Raw genomic sequence first — 18935 nt, 5'->3', positions numbered from 1 at the left:
TTAACCATCGTTACCATTAGGGGGCGGTTATGTTTATACACACTATAGGTATTGTTATCGTGCTTGTTATCTTGTTGATAGCTAGTATGTTCAGAGTTCTGCGCGAGTACGAGCGTGCAGTAGTGTTCTTCTTAGGGCGCTTTTACGGTGTGAAAGGGCCAGGGTTAATTATCATCATTCCCTTCATTCAACAAATCGTGCGAGTCGACTTGCGAACCATCGTTTTAGATGTACCAACACAAGATTTGATCACCAGAGATAATGTGTCGGTTAAGGTTAACGCTGTGGTCTATTTCCGAGTGCTTGATCCTAAGATGGCAATCAACAACGTGGAGAACTATCTCGAAGCCACTAGCCAACTCTCACAAACCACGTTGCGGTCTGTTCTAGGTCAGCATGAATTGGATGAGCTGTTGTCTGAGCGAGAAGAGCTCAACAGAGATTTACAATCAATTCTTGATCAGCACACCGATAACTGGGGGATTAAGATTGCCAATGTCGAGATTAAGCATGTTGATCTTGATGACAGTATGGTGCGAGCTCTTGCGAAACAAGCAGAGGCAGAGCGTTCTCGTCGAGCTAAGGTGATACATGCAACAGGTGAGCTAGAGGCATCCACTAAGCTAAGAGAAGCCGCAGAAGTACTGAACAAAGCGCCTAACGCCATTCAGTTACGTTATATGCAGACATTAACCGAGGTCGCGAATGAACGCACCACGACCATCGTATTCCCAATGCCTGTCGACTTAGTGGATAAAATCACTGATCCCATTAAAGCGACACTCAATGAGGCTGCGATTAAGAAGGCGATGAAAGTTGACGATTAGTGAGTTTTTCTGACAACAATAAAAAAGGCACCACATCTGTGGTGCCTTTTAGAATCTACAGTCGTGTTTAGCGAATGCTAAAGATTACTTCTGTGTTGCAGCTTTCATTGGCGTTACAAACTCAGCCAATGCTTTAAGCATTGCTTCTGGCTGTTCAACGTTGTTCTCAATGATTTTTACAACCGCTGAGCCTGAGATAGCACCGGCAGCGCCAGCTACAATCGCTTCTTTCACTTGTTCAGGAGCAGAGATACCGAAACCAAGCAGTGCTGGTGGCGCATCGAACTTGTTCAAACGATCAAGCAGTGCGGTTACTGGCATGTTTGCTTTTGTTTCTGCACCCGTTACGCCAGCACGAGAAAGTAGGTAAGTGTAACCACCACCAAGTTCAGATACTGACTGAAGTGTTTCATCGCTCGCTGTTGGTGGAGCAATAAAGATTGGATGAACGCCAAACTTCTTCGCTGCAGCAACAAACTCATCACTTTCATTGGTTGGTACGTCTGCAATCAGTACCGAGTCGATACCCGCATTTGCACAACGCTCGTAGAAGTTCTCAATACCACGTGCGTAGACCAAGTTCGCGTACATCAGTAGGCCGATTGGTAGCTCTGGGTATTTCGCGCGGATTTGACCAATAAGATCAAAACATACATCAGGCGTTACTTTAGAATCTAACGCACGAATGTTCGCACCTTGGATTGTTGGGCCATCAGCCAGTGGATCAGAGAACGGAATACCAAGTTCAAGCGCATCAGCACCTGCTTCAACCAAAGTTTCCATGATCTTAAGAGACTGTTCAGGGTTAGGATCGCCAACCGTTACGAATGGTACAAATGCACCCTGATTTTTTTCAGCTAAGCGAGTGAATAGTGATTGATAGCGATCCATTATAATGCTCCTTTCTCTTTAAGGATGTCGTGTACAGAGAAAATGTCTTTGTCACCACGGCCAGATAAGTTAACGACTAATAGCTGTTCTTTCTCTGGGTCGTCGTGAGCCATTTTGATTGCATGAGCTAAAGCATGAGATGACTCTAGCGCTGCGATAATACCTTCGTTACGTGCGATAGCTTGGAACGCTTCTAGTGCTTCGTCATCGGTCACGTTGTCGTATTCAGCACGGCCAATTGCGTTTAGGTGGGCGTGTTGAGGACCAACTGATGGGAAATCTAGACCGGCAGACACAGAGTAAGACTCTTCTACTTGACCGTTCTCATCTTGCATTAGTGGTGCTTTCATACCGAAGAAGATACCGGTTTTACCGTGTTTAAGCGGCGCGCCGTGTTGGTCGGTATCAATACCTTTACCAGCAGGTTCTACACCGATTAGGCGTACAGATTCTTCTTCAATGAAATCCGCGAACATACCGATAGCGTTAGAACCACCGCCGACACAAGCAATAACTGCATCAGGAAGGCGACCTTCACGAGCTAGAATTTGGTTCTTCGTTTCTTCACCAATCATGCGCTGGAAATCACGAACAATCGTTGGGAATGGGTGAGGACCCGCTGCAGTACCCAGTAGGTAGTGCGCGTCTTCATAAGTTGCAGACCAGTCACGTAGCGCTTCGTTACATGCATCTTTTAGCGTTGAAGAGCCAGAATGAACAGGGATAACCTCTGCGCCCATTAGCTTCATACGGAACACGTTCGGGCTTTGACGTTCAACGTCTTTCGCACCCATGTAAACACGACACTTAAGACCTAGTAGAGCACACGCTAGAGCGGTTGCAACGCCGTGTTGGCCTGCGCCTGTTTCAGCGATGATTTCTTGCTTACCCATACGTTTAGCAAGCAGTGCTTGGCCAAGTACTTGGTTTGTCTTGTGGGCGCCGCCGTGAAGTAGATCTTCGCGCTTTAGGTACAGTTTGGTCTTTGTACCTTTAGTAAGGTTACGAGCCAGCGTTAGTGCCGTTGGGCGACCTGCGTACTCTTGCAGAAGCGTCATGAATTCGCTGCGGAACTCAGGATCGGCTTGTGCATCGATAAATGCTTGTTCAAGTTGGTCTAGTGCTGGCACTAGGATCTGCGGTACGTATTGACCACCGTATTCACCGAAGTAGGCATCGAGTTTAGCCATTATCTTATTCCTTCAATTCTATTGGCGTGTCTTCACACCAAGTCTTTTAGTCTTGTTTGAGCCTCGCTAAGGCAAAGCTCACAAATATGTTTTTAGTGCTGATTATTGCTTTTAAAAGCCAGACTAGTAATTACGAATCTCTGCAAAAGCGCGTTGCAGTTTGTCTGCGTCTTTTTTACCTGGAGCAGATTCAACACCAGAATTTAGGTCTAACCCTAAGCAGCCCAACTTAGCCGCTTGGTTAGCATTTTCTGGGTTTAGACCACCTGCCAACATGATTGCGCTTTGGTTGTTGATCAGGCTCCAATCGAACGCTTGACCGGTACCGCCAGTTTGAGAGCCCACTTTAGTATCTAGCAGGTGACGAGTCACGTTGCTTTCCAGTAATTCCGGTAACGCGCGCTCAGCATCGCAAGAAACACCATAAGCTTTCCAAATCTCAACATTTTCAGGCAGTGATTGTTTTAGCTCATCAACATAGGCTTGAGACTCATCGCCGTGCAGTTGTACAGCGAACAAACCGAGCTCAGAAACCGTGATAGCCACATCTGCCACGCTGTGGTTTTGGAACACACCGACGTAGTTCAACGGTGCACCGCTCATCGTTAAACGAGCCGCTTCGATATCCACATGACGCTTAGACGCTTCAACGAAAATCAAACCACCGAATACTGCACCTGCTTGATACGCTTTGGCAGCATCGTCAGAGTGAGTTAAACCACACACCTTGTTTTCGCCCAGCGTTACTTTACGAACGGCCAGTTCAAGGTTCTTTTCAGCCATAAGAGAGCTGCCGATTAGGAAGCCATCTGCAAATGTTGAAAGGTCACGCACTTGTTGGTGTGTGTAGATACCAGACTCTGAAATCACGATGGCGTTTGGAGCCAGCTCGCGAATCAGTGGAGCCAACTCTTTGGTACGATTCAAATCCGTCGACAGGTCACGTAGGTTACGGTTGTTAATGCCGATAACCTTAGCGTTTAAAGCCACTGCGCGGTGCAGCTCTTCTTCATTGCTGACTTCTGTAAGCACACCCATGTTCAGTGAATGAGCAACCTCAGCAAGTGCTTGGTACTCTTCGTCATTCAGCACCGATAGCATCAACAAGATCGCATCTGCTGAGTAGTGACGAGCGAGATAAACTTGGTAGGTATCCACCATGAAGTCTTTACACAGGATTGGCTGCTTAGCGATGCTGCGAATCTTAGGTAAAAACTCAAAGTCACCTTGGAAGTACTTTTCGTCGGTCAGTACTGAAATCGCGTTAGCGTGATTGTTGTAAACCGATGCTATGTAGTCCAGGTCGAACTCGTCACGGATCAAACCTTTTGACGGAGAGGCTTTCTTACATTCAGTAATGAAAACCGTTTGTTCGCCGCTCAGGGCATCATAAAAGCTGCGGTCTGTTGCGGTTAACGCTGCTTTAAACTGTTCCAATGGTTGAGTTTGCTTACGCGCTTCAACCCATTGGTATTTGTCACGAACGATTTTTGCTAGTACTTCCGCCATTTCAGCTTCTTTGACTGAAACGTGGGTCGACAGTTTATCGGTAGTCTGTGTCATGTTCTTTGTCTCAATTCGTCGTTCGTTAGGCGTGTGCAGCAAGCTTTTGTACAAGCTCGTAAGCTTTGCCAGAGTTCATCGCGTCAATCGCTTGCTGTGCGTTGGCTTTTAGGTCTTCGTGACCAAACAGACGCATCAGTAGAGCAACGTTGACTGCCACTGCGCCAACTTGTGCGTCAGTGCCTTTACCCGTCAGGATATCGGTTGTGATGGCTTTGTTCTCTTCTGGCTCGCCGCCCTTAATTGCTTCAAGAGAGTGAGTGTTCAAACCAAAGTCAGCCGGTGTCACTGTGTACTCGTGAATCTCGCCATCTTTAATTTCAGCAACGATAGTCTCGCCGTGAATCGCCACTTCATCTAAGCCGCTACCGTGAACAACCGCAGCACGCTTCATGCCCATTTGCAGCATGGTTTCTGCGATAGGGCGAACCAACTCTTTGCTGTAAACACCCATTAGCTCGATGTTAGGGCGAGCTGGGTTAATCAGTGGGCCAAGGATATTGAAGATAGTGCGCGTTTTCATGGTTTGACGAACCGGCATCGCGTGACGTACACCAACGTGATACTGCGGAGCAAATAGGAATGCTACGCCAAGTTCATCAACAGCTGTACGCGTGTCTTCCGCGGTCATCGCTAGGTTGATGCCAAACGAATCCAGTAGGTCAGAAGAACCTGATTTGCTCGATACACTGCGGTTACCATGTTTCGCGACTTTTAAACCACATGCTGCAGCAACGAATGCTGAAGTCGTCGAAATATTAATGGTGTTATGACCGTCGCCACCTGTACCTACAATGTCTGCAAAATCGTAATCAGGACGTGGGAACGGGTTCGCATTGGCAAGCAGTGCTTTCGCCGCACCTGCGATCTCATCGGGCGTCTCGCCTTTGATCTTAAGTGCAGTCAGTGCAGAAGCCATCAGGATTGGGTCTAGTTCGCCCTTGATGATGACATCAAATAATTGTTGGCTTTCTTCTTGAGTAAGAGACTGCTGTTCGTAAAGCTTATTAATCTGTTCCATGATCGTTTCCTATTTTTCTGTCTTCTCAAGGGTAGAGCTTTTCTCAAGAGCCCATTCGATAGCGTTTGCTAGAAGCGTTGCACCGTAGGTCGTCATAATTGATTCAGGGTGGAATTGGAATCCACACACCTTGTCTTGTTCTTGAACCACAGACATTACCAAATCATCGACTTCAGCGGTCACTGTTAGGCTATTGGATACATGTGTTGCCACTAAAGAGTGGTAGCGAGCAATAGCCAGTGGAGAGGGTAAGCCTTGGTAAGTCGCATGGTTCTGGTGTTCCATCATCGACACCTTACCATGAATGATTTCGCCAGCGCCTGCAACGGTGCCGCCGTAGGCTTCAACAATCGCTTGGTGGCCTAAGCAAATACCAATCATTGGTACTTTACCTTTTAGCAGCTGAATCAGCTCTGGCATGCAGCCCGCATCAGCTGGAGCGCCGGGGCCTGGTGAAAGCAGTGCAACCGGGTTGTCTAGTTCGTTGATCGCCGCTTCAACAACCTTTGCCGGAATGTTGTTACGGTAAATCTTTACGTTGTGACCTAATGAACGAAACTGGTCTACCAGGTTGTAAGTGAACGAGTCGAAGTTATCGATGAATACAATATCAGCCATGATTACGACTCCTTCTTGTTAGAAATGGTTTTAGTATGTGCAGCTTGAATCGCTGAGATGACTGCTTGTGCTTTGCCGCGAGTTTCATCGGCTTCTGCTTGTGGGTCTGAGTCGAACACCACACCAGCGCCAGCTTGTACTTGTGCCACGCCATCTTCAACGTAAGCAGAGCGAATTACGATACAAGTATCCAGAGTTCCTTCACCGGTTAGATAACCGACTGCACCGCCATAGCTACCACGACGTGTTTTTTCTACGTCACGAATAAGCTGCATTGCGCGGATTTTTGGTGCGCCCGTTAGGGTGCCCATGTTCATACAAGCTTGGTAAGCGTGCAGTGCGTCTAAGTCTTCACGTAGTTGACCAACCACACGAGAAACTAAGTGCATCACATGGCTGTAGCGATCAACCTTCAGCAAGTCTGCCACGTGGCGTGTGCCTGCTTCTGCAATACGTGCAACATCGTTACGCGCTAGGTCTACTAGCATCATGTGCTCGGCGTTTTCTTTCTTGTCGGTACGCAATTCGAGTTCGATACGGCTGTCTAGGTCGAAATCGATTTGGCCATTTGGGCGCTTACCACGACGGCGAGTACCAGCAATTGGGTAGATCTCGATTTGGTTGGTTTCGGTCTCGTACTTAAGCGCACTTTCTGGAGATGCACCAAACAGAGTAAATAGCTCGTCTTGCATGTAGAACATGTAAGGGCTTGGGTTACTTTGTTTCAGTTCTTTATAAGCTGCCAATGGAGCAGGGCAAGGTAGAGTAAAGCGGCGTGAAGGTACCACTTGGAACACATCGCCTTTAACTACGTATTCTTTTAAATCACGAACCGTTTGGCAGAAGTCTTCATCTGAAACGCTTGGTACCGCTTCAACATTGTCTAGCGGCGTTACTTCTGTGATGGCTTTTAGTGACTGACACTGAGTTTGAATATCGGCTAAGCGCTCAGTTAATTGCGCTTTGATGCTTTCATTTTGAGCGAACAAGCTCGCATGAAGTAGGCCTTCGTTCTCTTGGTGGTCGAAACGCAACAGTGTTTCCGCAACGTAGAATACAAAGTCAGGACAATTGTTGGTTGCTTCAGCATCTCCGAGTGGTTCAAAGTTTGCCACGATGTCGTAAGCGAATAAGCCCGCCATGAATAACGCGTGTTTATTATCCGCGTCTTGCTCAAAGCTGTGCTGAACTAAACGCAGTGCGTCGAATGAAGAGGCTTCTCTTAAACGTGAGTCTTCATCTAATTCATTGCTTGGCTCGACAAAAGTCAGCGTCAAAACGTTATCAGTCAGGTCAGATTTAATTTCTGCTTTAACGTTTTGAGTAAGGTGTTCAATTAGCGCTTGACCGTTTTCAGTCAATGCTTGAAAGGTTACTTCATGTCCGCGACATACGATGCGAACAGCAGAGTCGATAAGGAGTAGGCTTGTCAGGTTCTGTTTAGATTCAATCTCAGCCGATTCCAACAGCAAACTGTCTGTTTTGTTTTCACACAGAGTATGGAAAACGCTGGTTGGATCTTGCGAGTAAGGAACTGATGAATTGATGACCTCAATGGTTCCCAGCTTTTTGATTTCAATGGCCTTGTTCACAAGACCTCCTTTATGATTCTTTAAATTTCCTGCCGTACATAGTCGCATAAAGATACCTTTCACCCAATCTAGAATATGGTCAATTCGATGATTTGTTAGTCAGTTGAATGTGAGATGTTCGACAAATTAAAAAGCCCGCTATGAAAGCGGGCTTAGTGATAACTTTTTTATAAACAAACTGTTTAACTAGAAGTACACGTTAGCCCACCAAGAACTTGTCCAAGTGCGCCACCAATTAAGCTCTGAACTTGCTTCTACTGAAGAAAGTTCTAAAACTTTATCTTTATGGTTTTGGTTAAATTCTTGTAACATGGTGAACCTATCAAATGTGATACTTCGTATTTGTGTACTAGTTAACTAGTTTTCCACTTGCGGGTCAAGTGTGTTGACACAAATATAACGATAAAAATTGAAAACAATGAAAAAGAATATATGAGAATTGATCTACATAGTCATACAACAGCCTCAGATGGCCGACTTACTCCACCTGAGCTAATTGACCGAGCGCTTGGCTTTAACATCGAAGCGCTAGCGATTACAGATCATGATACGACTGATGGGCTTGCTGAAGCACGCAGCTATATTGCTGATAACAACCTTCCGATTCAGTTGATCAACGGCATTGAGATTTCGACTGTTTGGCAAAACAAAGATATCCATATTGTTGGGTTAAACGTTGATCCTGAGTCACCAGAACTCAAAGCGCTCATTGAACAACAGAAGCAACACCGTATTGGACGCGCAGAGATGATTGCTCAACGTCTTGAGAAAGCGACTCGTGAAGGGGTGCTAGAAGAAGTTAAATTGATTGCGGGTGATGCGCCTATTACTCGCGCTCACTTTGCTAAGTGGTTAGTCGACAACGGCTACGCAAAAACCATGCAGCAGGTGTTTAAAAAGTTTCTTACTCGCAATAACCCAGGTTATGTGCCGCCAACTTGGTGTTCAATGAGTGATGCTGTCACGGCTATTCATGCCGCTGGTGGTCAAGCTGTACTTGCTCACCCGGGGCGATATGGCCTTACAGCCAAGTGGGTTAAGCGCCTGCTAGCTGCATTTGTTGAAGCGAAAGGGGATGCGATGGAAGTCGCTCAACCTCAGCAAGCGCAACAAGAAAGACGCACACTCGCGGATTATGCTATACAATACAAACTATTAGCCTCCCAAGGCAGTGATTTCCATTACCCATCTCCGTGGATGGAACTTGGACGTAATCTCTGGCTACCTTCTGGGGTCGAAGAAGTATGGAAAGATTGGGAGTTTCAAACGGTTTCACCATCTGAATAGTCTTTAGGTGAACCAGCTCCTTCTGATGATAGAGTCGAGAGATTCGATAACGAGGATCAATAATGAGCCAGTTTTTTTATGTACACCCAGATAACCCACAAGCACGCTTAATTACTCAAGCGGTTGCGATTATTCGCAATGGCGGCGTAGTGGTTTATCCAACAGATTCCGGTTATGCGCTGGGCTGTCAGCTTGAAAACAAACAAGCACTTGAACGTATCTGTAAAATTCGTCGTATCGATGACAAGCACAACTTCACGTTGTTATGCCGTGATCTTTCTGAATTATCACTGTATGCACGCGTCGATAACGTGGCTTTCCGTCTACTGAAAGCACACACGCCAGGTGCTTACACGTTTATCTTTAAAGCAACCAAAGAAGTGCCAAAGCGTTTGATGAACGCCAAGCGTAAAACGATTGGTATTCGTGTCCCAGACAACAAGATTGCACTCGACCTGTTGGAAGCGATGGGCGAACCACTGATGTCGACGTCTCTGATTCTTCCGGGTAACGAGACGACTGAGTCGGATCCAGAAGAAATTCGTGACAGCCTAGAGCATGCAGTTGACGTCATTTTGAATGGCGGTTACTTAGGTGAGCAACCGACGACGGTTATTGACTTCAGTGACGATGATGCCGTAGTTCTGCGTCGTGGTGCGGGCGATCCTGCGCCGTTTGAATAATCGCTTTACTGATTAACAGTCTGTAACGATACAGCAAACCTGCCACAGTAAATAACAAGTGCTTTTTGGCAGGTTATTTGCGATAATACGCGACCGCGATTTGGTCGCGAAAAATTCATTCGACGTCTGTGAAGACGACAATTAGGTAGAAAAGAGTAAATGAGCGAAAAATTACAGAAGGTTTTAGCGCGAGCTGGTCACGGTTCTCGTCGTGAACTAGAAGGTTTAATCAAATCTGGTCGTGTAAGTGTTAACGGTCAAGTTGCGAAACTGGGTGAGCGTCTTGAAGACGAGAACTCAGTGATCCGTATCGATGGCCATACTGTTTCAGGCAAGGCTTCTGAAGAAGTGGTTTGTCGTGTACTTGCTTACTACAAACCTGAAGGTGAGCTTTGTACTCGTCACGATCCTGAAGGCCGCCGCACTGTTTTCGATCGTCTACCTAAGATCCGTGGTTCTCGTTGGATTTCAGTTGGTCGTCTTGATGCAAACACATCGGGTCTTTTGCTTTTCACTACTGATGGTGAGCTTGCAAACCGTCTAATGCACCCAAGCCGTCAGGTTGAGCGTGAGTACCTAGTACGTGTATTCGGTGAAGTGACTGAGCAAAAAGTTAAAAACGTTACTCGTGGCGTACAACTAGAAGACGGCATGGCTCGTTTTGAAGATGTGGTTTACGCTGGTGGTGAAGGTATGAACCATACTTTCTACGTAGCGATTAACGAAGGTCGTAACCGTGAGGTTCGTCGTCTTTGGGAATCTCAAGAAACAACAGTAAGCCGCCTGAAACGTGTACGTTACGGTGATATCTACCTTGATAAGAAACTGCCTCGTGGTGGTTGGAAAGAGCTAGATCTTCAAGAAGTTAACTACTTGCGTGAACTTGTTGAGCTTAAGCCAGAGAAAGAGACTTTGTTGGATCTTGATCCTTCAAACACTTCTCGTAAGCGTGAGCGTTCTCGTAGCCAAAAAATTCGTCGTGCTGTTAAGCGTCACGAAGAGCGTGCTAACGCACCAAAAGGCCGCAGTAACCAAACTAAACGCAAGAAGCCTGCAACTCGCGGTACAACAACACCTGATTCAGGTCGTAGCGCTCCAGCTGCAAACAAAGGCAAACCTCAGGCTAACAAAAGTAAGCCTAAACTGAACAACGGTCGTCCGGCTAAACCAGCTAAGCCAAGAACACGTCAGTAATTACGTAAGTTCTTACGCGTAAGCTTCATTAGCTGAAAGCACTGAATACTAAAAAACCTGCTCATTGAGCAGGTTTTTTTACGTCTGAAGCAATAGAAGATGAGGGATGTGAGTAATTGAGTGGCGAAAACATACTGCTATAATCGACAGTAAGTGTGCTCTTCGCATCTCTTATCTCGTTTACGCGCATCTACATATTTTTTCGAATCTCTTATTTATGATTCGAGAAGTTATCGCCTTTCGCCAGTCGGTCGTAAAGCACAACATTCACTGATGCTGCTAGATTCATACAGCCGTTGGTCGGAACGTAAATCGTCTCACGACAGAAGTCTGTGATCTCTTTCTTTAGCGTACCGTCTTCAGGGCCAAAAATGTAAAACGCGCGTGGTGGGTGCTTGTAATCAGGCAGCGGCTTAGCACCTTCAATCAGATCAACAGCTACAGGTACGCAGCCTACTGGAATAATGTCTTTCAGATCTTCAACACCAATTAGAGGCAACGCTAGGTGCTTCTCTTTGGTGTCGGTATGGAATTTTCGCGCGTGGTCGTAGCGTGTGCCCGTGTAAAACACAGAGTTGGCGCCATAGCAGCCAGCCGCTCGCATTACAGAGCCTACGTTTTCCGGCGTCTTTGGGTTAACTAGGCCAATGCAGGCATAGCCTTTTGATTGTGTGTCTGTTTTTGCTTTGGTCATAATCAGTGAATCTAACGTTGATGATGAAAGTAGGTAGTCATGATGAGAAACAGCGTGATAAAAATAGCCGAGCAATGGGCTCGGCTAACTTTTAACTCGCGTACATGAATACTTGTTTACTCATGCAGATGAGTGTCAATAGCGGTACTAGTCGCGCTTCCACAGCATGTGACAGAACTTATGCTCTGGATCACGGCTGATTAGCATGCGAGCAAATACGTCGTCTAGAACGTCATCAGCTTCATTCACAAGACCAATGCGCACTTCAGCGTAGATCTCTTTGTCGACTTCAAAGCCAACATGTTCAACCCAATCATCGCCAGTTTCAACAAGCTCTGCTGCGCCACGATCTTCAAACTGAGCTGTGAAAAGAATCACGTCTGCAGGTTCTAGGTTGTCAGGTGCCATCTCTAGGAAGATGTCGTATGCAGTGTCAATTGCGTCGTCATAAGACATTAGGTCGTTAGCTTTGGTCATAATAAGTATCTTAGCTTGCGCGGTTCATGTATTTACGTTCAGCAGTGTTTACTACTACTTTGTCGCCAGTCGCGATGTATTCAGGTACTTGAATAGTAAGACCTGTAGAAAGACGAGCAGGCTTAGTACGAGCAGACGCTGATGCACCTTTGATTGAAGGATCAGTCTCTTCGATAACTAGCTCAACAGATGTTGGAAGCTCAAGCGTTGCAGCGTTGCCATCGATAAGAATCGCGTACATGCCTTGAGTTTCTTCGTTGATGAACAGCAGTTCGTCTTCGATTGTTTCACCGTTGAAGATGAATTGTGTGTAATCTTCGTTGTCCATGAAGATGTACTCGTTGCCATCAACGTAAGAGAACATTACTGCACGCTTAGTTACGTCAATAGTTTCAACAATTTCGTCAGCCTTGTGGCGAACTTCAGTTTTAACGCCAGTTGCTACATCGTTACCACGGAAGCGGTAAATCTTTTGGCCGCCACGGCCGCCTGGTGTTGTTACTTCGATATCTTTAACGATCACTGTTTTGCTTTCTACTGTGATAGCAAAACCTTTTTTAATTTCACTTGCTCTAGGCATTTTGTGTTTGTCCTTAGTGGGTCTATCCGCTGATTATATCTCGGAGATGCTATAAATAGGAATAGCTTGAATCATAAAGTCACCTAGGCGATCATAGAGTTACTGTTAAATCATGATTTTATTTACCGAAACGACCTATGCAGCTACCTGTTATTGACCCAACACAGCCTTTTCAACCTGAATTCCAACCTGTGGTTAACGATCTGATTACCTTCTTAAAAGGTGGATTAGGTTCTAATCTACACAGTGTCTATATTTATGGCAGTGTTGCTCGCAAGCAAGCCGTCGTCGGTCGCTCAAATCTTGATGTGGTTGTGGTGACACACCGCCCGTTTCCTGATCAGCGAACCACGCTGTTGAATACCATTAAATGGCGCTTCCAAAAAAGCTTCCCACAGGTGACTCAAGTGGCGATTAAAACCACCTTGGTGAGCGAGATAGTCGATTTCGACAACATCTTCACCTGGGGCTTTATGCTTAAGCATTTGGCCGTGTGTGTGCATGGTGAAGACTTGTCAGATTGCTATGGTGATTTTGAGACGAGTTGGGAAATTGCCAAGCATTGGAATATGGATGCGGAAAACTGGTTAGCGGTGTATCGCAACAAGATTGCCCGAGCTACAACGCCAGAGCAACAAGTGGCCGCGCAAGTGATCATTGCCAAGAAGCTGCTAAGAGCAAGCTACTCCTTGGTCATGTATCGCGATAAGTATTGGTTCGATGATCCTGTAGAATGTGGTCAACAGTTCTTGAAGTATCACCCAGATAGAGAAGTCGAAATTCAAAGGTTGGGTATTTTACTCTCAGGTAGACCGATCCCGAAACGTTCGGTGATTGGTATTCTTGATGGCTTTGGTGAGTGGTTAGTTAAGCAATATCAGAAAACCGAGTTTAGAATCGGATAGAGTTTCTTAATCTATCGATATAAAAAAGCAGAGCGAATTGAACATTCCTCTGCTTTTTTGTTTTGATGAAACCTCGACAATAATCTTAGAATAAACCTAATTGCTGTCCACTGACTCTCTCAAAATCTAACCCGATGAAGGGTAAGATAGCTTCAGCGACGGGTTTAATCTGTTTGTCGATGTAATGCTGATAATCAATACCACTCTTTAAATACTCTTTAGGCTCAGGGCCGCTCAGAGTAATCAAATATTCAATACGTCCTTTGTTTTGGTATTGAAGAGGGCGCCCTAACTGAGCATTGATTTCATCGGCCATACGAGCTGCACGAACCTGCGGCGGAATGTTCTTTTGGTATTCATGTAGCTTACGACGCAGACGCTTCTGGTAAACCAGTAAATCGTCATGTTTACCCGCTGAAGTCTCATCTACAAACTGTCTGACATAGTCGGTAGGGTCTTGGTCATGAAATACCATCTCATACAGGGTTTGTTGAAACTGCTGTGCTAGAGGTGTCCAATCGGTTCGAGCACTTTCAAGGCCTTTAAAGATGATCTTCTCTTTGTCGCCTTGAGTGATTAGGCCTGCATAACGTTTCTTTGAGCCGGTTTCTGAACCTCTAATGGTCGGCATTAGAAACTTGCGATAGTGAGTTTCGTATTCCAGTTCAAGTATTGAGGTTAAGTTGTGGGTCTCTTTTAAGTGATTCGTCCACCAATCGTTGATGTAAGCGACCAGTTCATTCCCTATCTCGTCTGCTTTTTGCTGGTCATAACTGCCGTTCAGAGACACGAAGGTTGAGTCGGTATCGCCGTAAATTACTTGATAGCCTTTGTCTTCGATCAGAACCTTAGTTTGCTTCATGATCTCATGTCCACGCATGGTAATCGAAGACGCTAACCGGGTATCGAAGAAACGACAACCGGACGAACCTAACACACCATAGAATGAGTTCATGATGATCTTAATCGCCTGAGAGAACGCTTTCTCGTTGTTCTTCTTTGCCACATCACGTGCAGCCCATAGGTTTTCGATCATCTCTGGCAGAAAGTGCTTTGAACGGTGGAATTGACCGCCTCTAAAACCCTCGACCGCTTGGTTTTCTTCAGGGCCTAGTTCCAGCTTCAATCCTTCGATTAACCCCATAGGGTCAATCAGGAACGAGCGGATGATTGATGGGTATAGGCTCTTGAAGTCGAGCACCAATACAGAGTCGTACAGGTTGGGAATTGAATCCATCACATAACCACCGGGGCTAGCAATCCAGTTCTCAGGCTCTAAGTTAGGTGCGACATAACCCGCTCTGTGTATCTGTGGTAGGTACAAATTAGTAAAAGCAGCAACAGAACCGCCAACACGATCAAGCTCGACACCAGTCAGTCGCGAACGCTCAATCGCAAAATCGAGTAGGTGGGTATGTTCGAAGATTCGGTTTACCAACACACAGTCTTGAAGGTTGTACTTAGCGAGTGAAGGCTTATCGAACTTAAACATCCGGTTAATCTCATCCATGCGGTCATGAACGTTGTGGATGTCTTTGCCTTCACCAAGTAACTCTTGCGATACCGACTCTAGTGACCAAGACCGGAAGTGGTAGGTTGCCGTTTTAAGCATATCGATACCATCCAAGACAACGCGCCCTGGGATAGTGATAAACCCCTGCTGATTCTGTGCAGAGCTACGGAAAAAGCTTGGTTGATTGTCTCTACCGATATTTAGCTTTACTTCGTTCCATTCTGAACGTTTGTGCAGCAGCCTAAAGTCGAAGTCGATAACATTCCAACCAATGATGATGTCAGGGTCAAATTCAGAGAACCACATAATCATGGCTTCAAGAAGAGCTTTTTCGTTGGCAACCCATTGGATGTTGGTGCCGGCTTCTTGAGGGGCGCCGACCATGATCACTCGGCTATCCATCGGGCTGTCTAGACCAATCGAATAAAGCACGCCTTTTTCTGAACATTCAATATCAAGCGAGACGACAGATAGATTGGGTAAGTAGTCGCCCGCTCGGCATTTCGTATTTGAGACTCTGCGATGCTGGTTCTTTTGTACCGCGGTACCCGTGAACTCAATACTTCCTTTGATAAAGCGTTCCATCAAGAATCGGTCAGCGAGTCGAATATCGCTTTCAAAGGTTTGGATTTCTTCGTTATGGAAGGCTTGAGCTAAACCAAAGCTACTTCTCGACAGCGAGGTGTAACACGCGGCGAGAGGTGTTTGCTCGAATGTGGCTAGTTCTAGAGGCTTAAATTGGCAATCAATCGACTCTTTGGCTGCGATTGTCTGACATGCTTCTAAATCAGATTGAGCGACAAAAAATACAGGTTTTTCATTTGGAATGGTCAGCAAAGTAGGGCCTTGAGGGGTGCTCAGCCACAAGTCGATTTGCGTGCGCCCTGAAAAATCTCTCGCTTGTCTTGTAAGTACAAAGCCTTGCTGAATATCCAATGTAGTGACCTATTGAAATTGGGAATCGAATACTACCACCTAGCGACCCTCAGCGCACAACAGGCAGCAAAAATACTAACTAAATTCTAGTTAACAGAGGCAAATAACGGGACTCTATAAGCAAATAAGTGAAATTGTCGCGAATGGTTATTCAATGGTATTGAAAATATCTTTATCTTGTGTAATTTTATTGGGTGTTGTTTTAACTGGTTGATTTTTAGAAAAAGCTTGTTGTTTTAGTTAGCTTATTTGTTAATAAGTACTTGCTAAAGTTCGTGTTTCAGCACATATTCAACAGAGCTTTTTTTTAGTAATTAAGTTAAGATGTACTCAATGCTGCGATCCACTGTTCCTTTGTTCAATTGTTTCAAACAGATGAAACGACACAGTGGTTGCAGAGCCAATTAATAGTGTGGAGATACAAGTTTGATAAATGTTTTCCTTGTAGATGATCACGAGCTGGTTCGCACAGGGATACGACGTATTATTGAAGACGTCCGTGGAATGAACGTAGCAGGGGAAGCTGAAAGCGGTGAAGATGCTGCAAAATGGTGTCGTACTAACAATACTGACGTTATTTTGATGGATATGAATATGCCTGGTATTGGTGGCTTAGAGGCAACCAAGAAAATCTTGCGTTTCAACCCTGATGTTAAAATCATCGTTTTAACTGTTCATACGGAAAATCCGTTTCCAACTAAAGTGATGCAAGCTGGAGCTGCTGGTTACCTTACTAAAGGGGCAGGTCCGGATGAAATGGTAAATGCAATTCGAGTGGTTAATAGTGGCCAACGATACATTTCACCAGAAATTGCGCAGCAGATGGCTTTGAGCCAATTCTCTCCTGCGTCTGAAAATCCATTCGCAGACTTATCTGAACGTGAACTTCAAATCATGATGATGATTACCAAAGGTCAGAAAGTGACGGATATTTCAGAACAACTCAATCTAAGTCCTAAAACAGTCAACAGTTACCGCTACCGTTTGTTCAGCAAGCTGGATATCAGTGGCGATGTAGAGTTGACGCATTTAGCGATTAGACATGGAATGTTAGACACTGAGACCCTTTAACACTGAGATCGTATAGTGACCAACTTGTTTGACTCAGTCTCATTCCTCAAGACAGTAACAGAGCAGCCCGGCGTTTATCGAATGTATAACGCCGAGGCTGTCGTTATCTACGTCGGTAAAGCTAAGAACCTCAAAAAACGCCTTTCTAGTTATTTTCGTAAAAAAGTCGACAGTGAAAAAACACGCGCTCTCGTCAGCAATATTGACAAGATCGATGTCACTGTAACGCACACGGAAACCGAAGCTCTTATTCTTGAGCATAACTACATCAAGCAGTACCTACCGAAATACAACGTACTTCTGCGAGATGATAAGTCGTATCCCTATATTTTTATTAGCGGTCACAAGCATCCTCGTTTGTCGATGCACCGTGGTGCTAAAAAGAAAAAGGGTGAATATTTTGGTCCTTATCCTGATTCCGGCGCTGTGCGTGAGACGCTGCACCTAATACAAAAAATCTTTCCTGCCCGCCAGTGTGAAGATACGGTTTATGCCAACAGAACACGTCCATGTTTGATGTATCAGATTGGCCGTTGTGCTGCGCCATGTGTCAGCTCGATTATCTCTGACGAAGAGTACAGCGAGCTTATCGACTATGTTCGTCTGTTCCTGCAAGGAAAGGATAAATTAGTCCTTGAGACGCTCATCGAAAAGATGGACACAGCAAGCCGAGAGCTTCGCTTTGAGCAAGCTGCCGCTTTCCGTGATCAAATCCAAGCGATTCGACGCGTGCAAGAACAACAGTATGTATCTGACGATTCAATGGAAGATATGGACGTGTTGGGCTTTGCTCAAGAGAATGGCGTAGCGTGTATTCATATCTTGATGATTCGCCAAGGCAAGGTTTTAGGCAGTAGAAGCCATTTCCCTAAAATTCCAAACAATACGGTGCGAGAAGAGGTCTTTTCGAGTTTTCTAAGCCAATACTATCTTGCGCATAATGAAGCGAGAACCATCCCAACTCGTCTGATTCTCAATGCCGATTTGATGGAAGATGTGACACCGATTCAAGAAGCTTTGTGTGAAGTTGCGGGTCGTAAGATCCACTTCAATACCAACCCTTCAGGGACTCGAGGTCGTTACCTTAAGTTGTCGAACACCAATGCATTGACGGCTATTACTACCAAGATTAATCACAAGATGACGATTAATCAGCGCTTCAAAGAGCTTCAAGAAGTGCTGTCGATGGATGCTATCAAGCGAATGGAATGTTTCGATATCAGTCATACCATGGGTGAAAGTACGATAGCTTCTTGTGTGGTATTTAATCAAGAAGGCCCGGTTAAACCGGAGTACCGTCGTTACAACATCACCGGCATTACCGGTGGTGATGACTACGCTGCGATGGCTCAGGCGCTTGAGAGGCGTTATTCGAAGCAACTCGATGTCGACAAGATCCCAGACATTATCTTTATCGATGGTGGCAAAGGTCAACTAAACCGCGCTCATGAGATCATTTCTCAATATTGGGGGGATTGGCCGTTTAGACCAAGAATGATGGGTATTGCGAAAGGCGTGACTCGTAAACCTGGTTTAGAGACTCTAGTGACCCTAGAAGGGGAAGAGTTCAATTTACCCAGTGATGCACCAGCACTACACCTTATCCAGCACATCCGTGATGAAAGCCATAATCATGCGATTGCAGGGCATAGAGCGAAACGTGGCAAAACACGTAGAACCAGTGCTTTGGAAGGAATTGAAGGGGTAGGGCCTAAGCGTCGTCAAGCTTTGCTGAAATATATGGGCGGCTTACAAGAACTTAAGCGTGCAACTGTTGAAGAAATAGCCAAAGTGCCGGGCATTAGTCATTCTTTGGCAGAAAACATTTATCAAGCATTGAAACAATAGTAAAAATCCCGCACCATTAAAGCGCAATTAATAAGAGCCCAATAA

At 45.5% G+C, this 18935-nt stretch carries 18 protein-coding genes and 1 other annotated feature; of the genes, 7 read left to right on the top strand and 11 right to left on the bottom strand.

Annotated elements, in window-relative coordinates:
• Nucleotides 1–29: 29 nt before the first annotated feature.
• Complete coding sequence (locus OC193_RS09965) at nt 30–827, top strand: slipin family protein (RefSeq protein WP_048664711.1); 798 nt, start codon at nt 30–32, stop codon at nt 825–827.
• Nucleotides 828–911: 84 nt separating this feature from the next.
• Here OC193_RS09965 and trpA read toward each other — a convergent pair whose 3' ends face one another.
• The 7 genes from trpA to OC193_RS09930 form a co-directional block, all read right to left on the bottom strand.
• A complete protein-coding gene (gene trpA / locus OC193_RS09960) occupies nt 912–1718 on the bottom strand; it encodes a tryptophan synthase subunit alpha (protein ID WP_048664712.1) in 807 nt (268 codons plus the stop codon).
• Nucleotides 1718–2908 (bottom strand): tryptophan synthase subunit beta, encoded by a 1191-nt coding sequence (trpB, locus tag OC193_RS09955; RefSeq protein WP_048613233.1) that lies wholly within the window; start codon nt 2906–2908, stop codon nt 1718–1720. The genes trpA and trpB overlap by 1 nt, the downstream gene beginning before the upstream one ends.
• Nucleotides 2909–3031: 123 nt before the next feature.
• Nucleotides 3032–4471 (bottom strand): bifunctional indole-3-glycerol-phosphate synthase TrpC/phosphoribosylanthranilate isomerase TrpF, encoded by a 1440-nt coding sequence (gene trpCF / locus OC193_RS09950; RefSeq protein ID WP_048664713.1) that lies wholly within the window; start codon nt 4469–4471, stop codon nt 3032–3034.
• Nucleotides 4472–4496: 25 nt separating this feature from the next.
• The gene (gene trpD / locus OC193_RS09945) at nt 4497–5492 is read right to left on the bottom strand and encodes an anthranilate phosphoribosyltransferase (RefSeq protein WP_048664714.1); all 996 of its coding nucleotides are present in this window, start codon (nt 5490–5492) and stop codon (nt 4497–4499) included.
• 9 nt (nt 5493–5501) lie between these two features.
• Entirely contained in the window at nt 5502–6110 is a 609-nt protein-coding gene (locus tag OC193_RS09940) for an aminodeoxychorismate/anthranilate synthase component II (protein ID WP_048664715.1), read from the bottom strand.
• Between the two features lie 2 nt (nt 6111–6112).
• Nucleotides 6113–7702 carry an anthranilate synthase component 1 gene (locus tag OC193_RS09935; RefSeq protein WP_048664716.1) on the bottom strand — a complete coding sequence of 530 codons (1590 nt, stop codon included), beginning with the start codon at nt 7700–7702 and terminating at the stop codon, nt 6113–6115.
• A 125-nt stretch (nt 7703–7827) separates the two neighbouring features.
• Nucleotides 7828–7942: a sequence feature (Trp leader region), on the bottom strand.
• Nucleotides 7889–8014, bottom strand: a complete 126-nt coding sequence (locus tag OC193_RS09930) for a trp operon leader peptide (protein WP_009848753.1) — start codon at nt 8012–8014, stop codon at nt 7889–7891. Its footprint overlaps the feature before it by 54 nt.
• A gap of 120 nt (nt 8015–8134) precedes the next feature.
• Between OC193_RS09930 and rnm the strand changes: the two genes are divergently transcribed.
• From rnm to rluB, 3 genes are all read left to right on the top strand, one after another.
• On the top strand, nt 8135–8989 hold the full coding sequence (gene rnm / locus OC193_RS09925) for an RNase RNM (protein ID WP_048659601.1): 855 nt from the start codon (nt 8135–8137) through the stop codon (nt 8987–8989).
• A 62-nt stretch (nt 8990–9051) separates the two neighbouring features.
• Nucleotides 9052–9672 (top strand): L-threonylcarbamoyladenylate synthase, encoded by a 621-nt coding sequence (locus OC193_RS09920; RefSeq protein ID WP_009848751.1) that lies wholly within the window; start codon nt 9052–9054, stop codon nt 9670–9672.
• Nucleotides 9673–9831: 159 nt separating this feature from the next.
• Nucleotides 9832–10866, top strand: a complete 1035-nt coding sequence (gene rluB / locus OC193_RS09915) for a 23S rRNA pseudouridine(2605) synthase RluB (protein ID WP_017055112.1) — start codon at nt 9832–9834, stop codon at nt 10864–10866.
• A 211-nt stretch (nt 10867–11077) separates the two neighbouring features.
• Here the strand turns inward: rluB and OC193_RS09910 are convergent, their stop codons facing one another.
• The 3 genes from OC193_RS09910 to efpL all read right to left on the bottom strand — a co-directional run bounded on the left by OC193_RS09910 (nt 11078) and on the right by efpL (nt 12617).
• On the bottom strand, nt 11078–11560 hold the full coding sequence (locus OC193_RS09910) for an RNA methyltransferase (protein WP_017629620.1): 483 nt from the start codon (nt 11558–11560) through the stop codon (nt 11078–11080).
• Nucleotides 11561–11707: 147 nt separating this feature from the next.
• A complete protein-coding gene (locus OC193_RS09905; protein WP_048659600.1) occupies nt 11708–12037 on the bottom strand; it encodes an HI1450 family dsDNA-mimic protein in 330 nt (109 codons plus the stop codon).
• Nucleotides 12038–12047: 10 nt separating this feature from the next.
• Nucleotides 12048–12617, bottom strand: a complete 570-nt coding sequence (gene efpL, locus OC193_RS09900) for an elongation factor P-like protein EfpL (protein WP_017055115.1) — start codon at nt 12615–12617, stop codon at nt 12048–12050.
• Between the two features lie 137 nt (nt 12618–12754).
• Here efpL and OC193_RS09895 point away from each other — a divergent pair, with 137 nt between their 5' ends.
• Complete coding sequence (locus OC193_RS09895; RefSeq protein ID WP_048659598.1) at nt 12755–13522, top strand: nucleotidyltransferase family protein; 768 nt, start codon at nt 12755–12757, stop codon at nt 13520–13522.
• 85 nt (nt 13523–13607) lie between these two features.
• On the opposite strand, the gene OC193_RS09890 is transcribed toward OC193_RS09895, so the two are convergent.
• On the bottom strand, nt 13608–15971 hold the full coding sequence (locus tag OC193_RS09890) for a DNA polymerase II (protein WP_048664717.1): 2364 nt from the start codon (nt 15969–15971) through the stop codon (nt 13608–13610).
• Between the two features lie 426 nt (nt 15972–16397).
• On the opposite strand from OC193_RS09890, the gene uvrY reads away from it, so the two are divergent.
• Entirely contained in the window at nt 16398–17042 is a 645-nt protein-coding gene (gene uvrY, locus OC193_RS09885) for a UvrY/SirA/GacA family response regulator transcription factor (RefSeq protein ID WP_004729778.1), read from the top strand.
• 15 nt (nt 17043–17057) lie between these two features.
• Nucleotides 17058–18890, top strand: a complete 1833-nt coding sequence (uvrC, locus tag OC193_RS09880; RefSeq protein ID WP_102432892.1) for an excinuclease ABC subunit UvrC — start codon at nt 17058–17060, stop codon at nt 18888–18890.
• The last annotated feature ends 45 nt before the right edge of the window (nt 18891–18935 follow it).

Origin of the sequence: Vibrio crassostreae (genome assembly GCF_024347415.1) — a bacterium.
Taxonomy (GTDB): domain Bacteria; phylum Pseudomonadota; class Gammaproteobacteria; order Enterobacterales; family Vibrionaceae; genus Vibrio; species Vibrio crassostreae.
The sequence above is the reverse complement of the archived record's forward strand: the minus strand, read 5'-3'. Positions and strand labels throughout refer to the sequence as shown.

Excerpts from the sequence above, each read along its gene's own strand:
- trpB (WP_048613233.1), bottom strand. The coding sequence starts at position 2,908 with ATGGCTAAACTCGATGCCTACTTCGGTGAATACGGTGGTCAATACGTA.
- OC193_RS09965 (WP_048664711.1), top strand. The coding sequence starts at position 30 with ATGTTTATACACACTATAGGTATTGTTATCGTGCTTGTTATCTTGTTG.
- OC193_RS09910 (WP_017629620.1), bottom strand. The coding sequence starts at position 11,560 with ATGACCAAAGCAAAAACAGACACACAATCAAAAGGCTATGCCTGCATT.
- rnm (WP_048659601.1), top strand. The coding sequence starts at position 8,135 with ATGAGAATTGATCTACATAGTCATACAACAGCCTCAGATGGCCGACTT.
- trpA (WP_048664712.1), bottom strand. The coding sequence starts at position 1,718 with ATGGATCGCTATCAATCACTATTCACTCGCTTAGCTGAAAAAAATCAG.
- OC193_RS09920 (WP_009848751.1), top strand. The coding sequence starts at position 9,052 with ATGAGCCAGTTTTTTTATGTACACCCAGATAACCCACAAGCACGCTTA.
- trpCF (WP_048664713.1), bottom strand. The coding sequence starts at position 4,471 with ATGACACAGACTACCGATAAACTGTCGACCCACGTTTCAGTCAAAGAA.
- OC193_RS09940 (WP_048664715.1), bottom strand. The coding sequence starts at position 6,110 with ATGGCTGATATTGTATTCATCGATAACTTCGACTCGTTCACTTACAAC.
- rluB (WP_017055112.1), top strand. The coding sequence starts at position 9,832 with ATGAGCGAAAAATTACAGAAGGTTTTAGCGCGAGCTGGTCACGGTTCT.
- OC193_RS09930 (WP_009848753.1), bottom strand. The coding sequence starts at position 8,014 with ATGTTACAAGAATTTAACCAAAACCATAAAGATAAAGTTTTAGAACTT.
- efpL (WP_017055115.1), bottom strand. The coding sequence starts at position 12,617 with ATGCCTAGAGCAAGTGAAATTAAAAAAGGTTTTGCTATCACAGTAGAA.
- OC193_RS09895 (WP_048659598.1), top strand. The coding sequence starts at position 12,755 with ATGCAGCTACCTGTTATTGACCCAACACAGCCTTTTCAACCTGAATTC.
- OC193_RS09905 (WP_048659600.1), bottom strand. The coding sequence starts at position 12,037 with ATGACCAAAGCTAACGACCTAATGTCTTATGACGACGCAATTGACACT.
- trpD (WP_048664714.1), bottom strand. The coding sequence starts at position 5,492 with ATGGAACAGATTAATAAGCTTTACGAACAGCAGTCTCTTACTCAAGAA.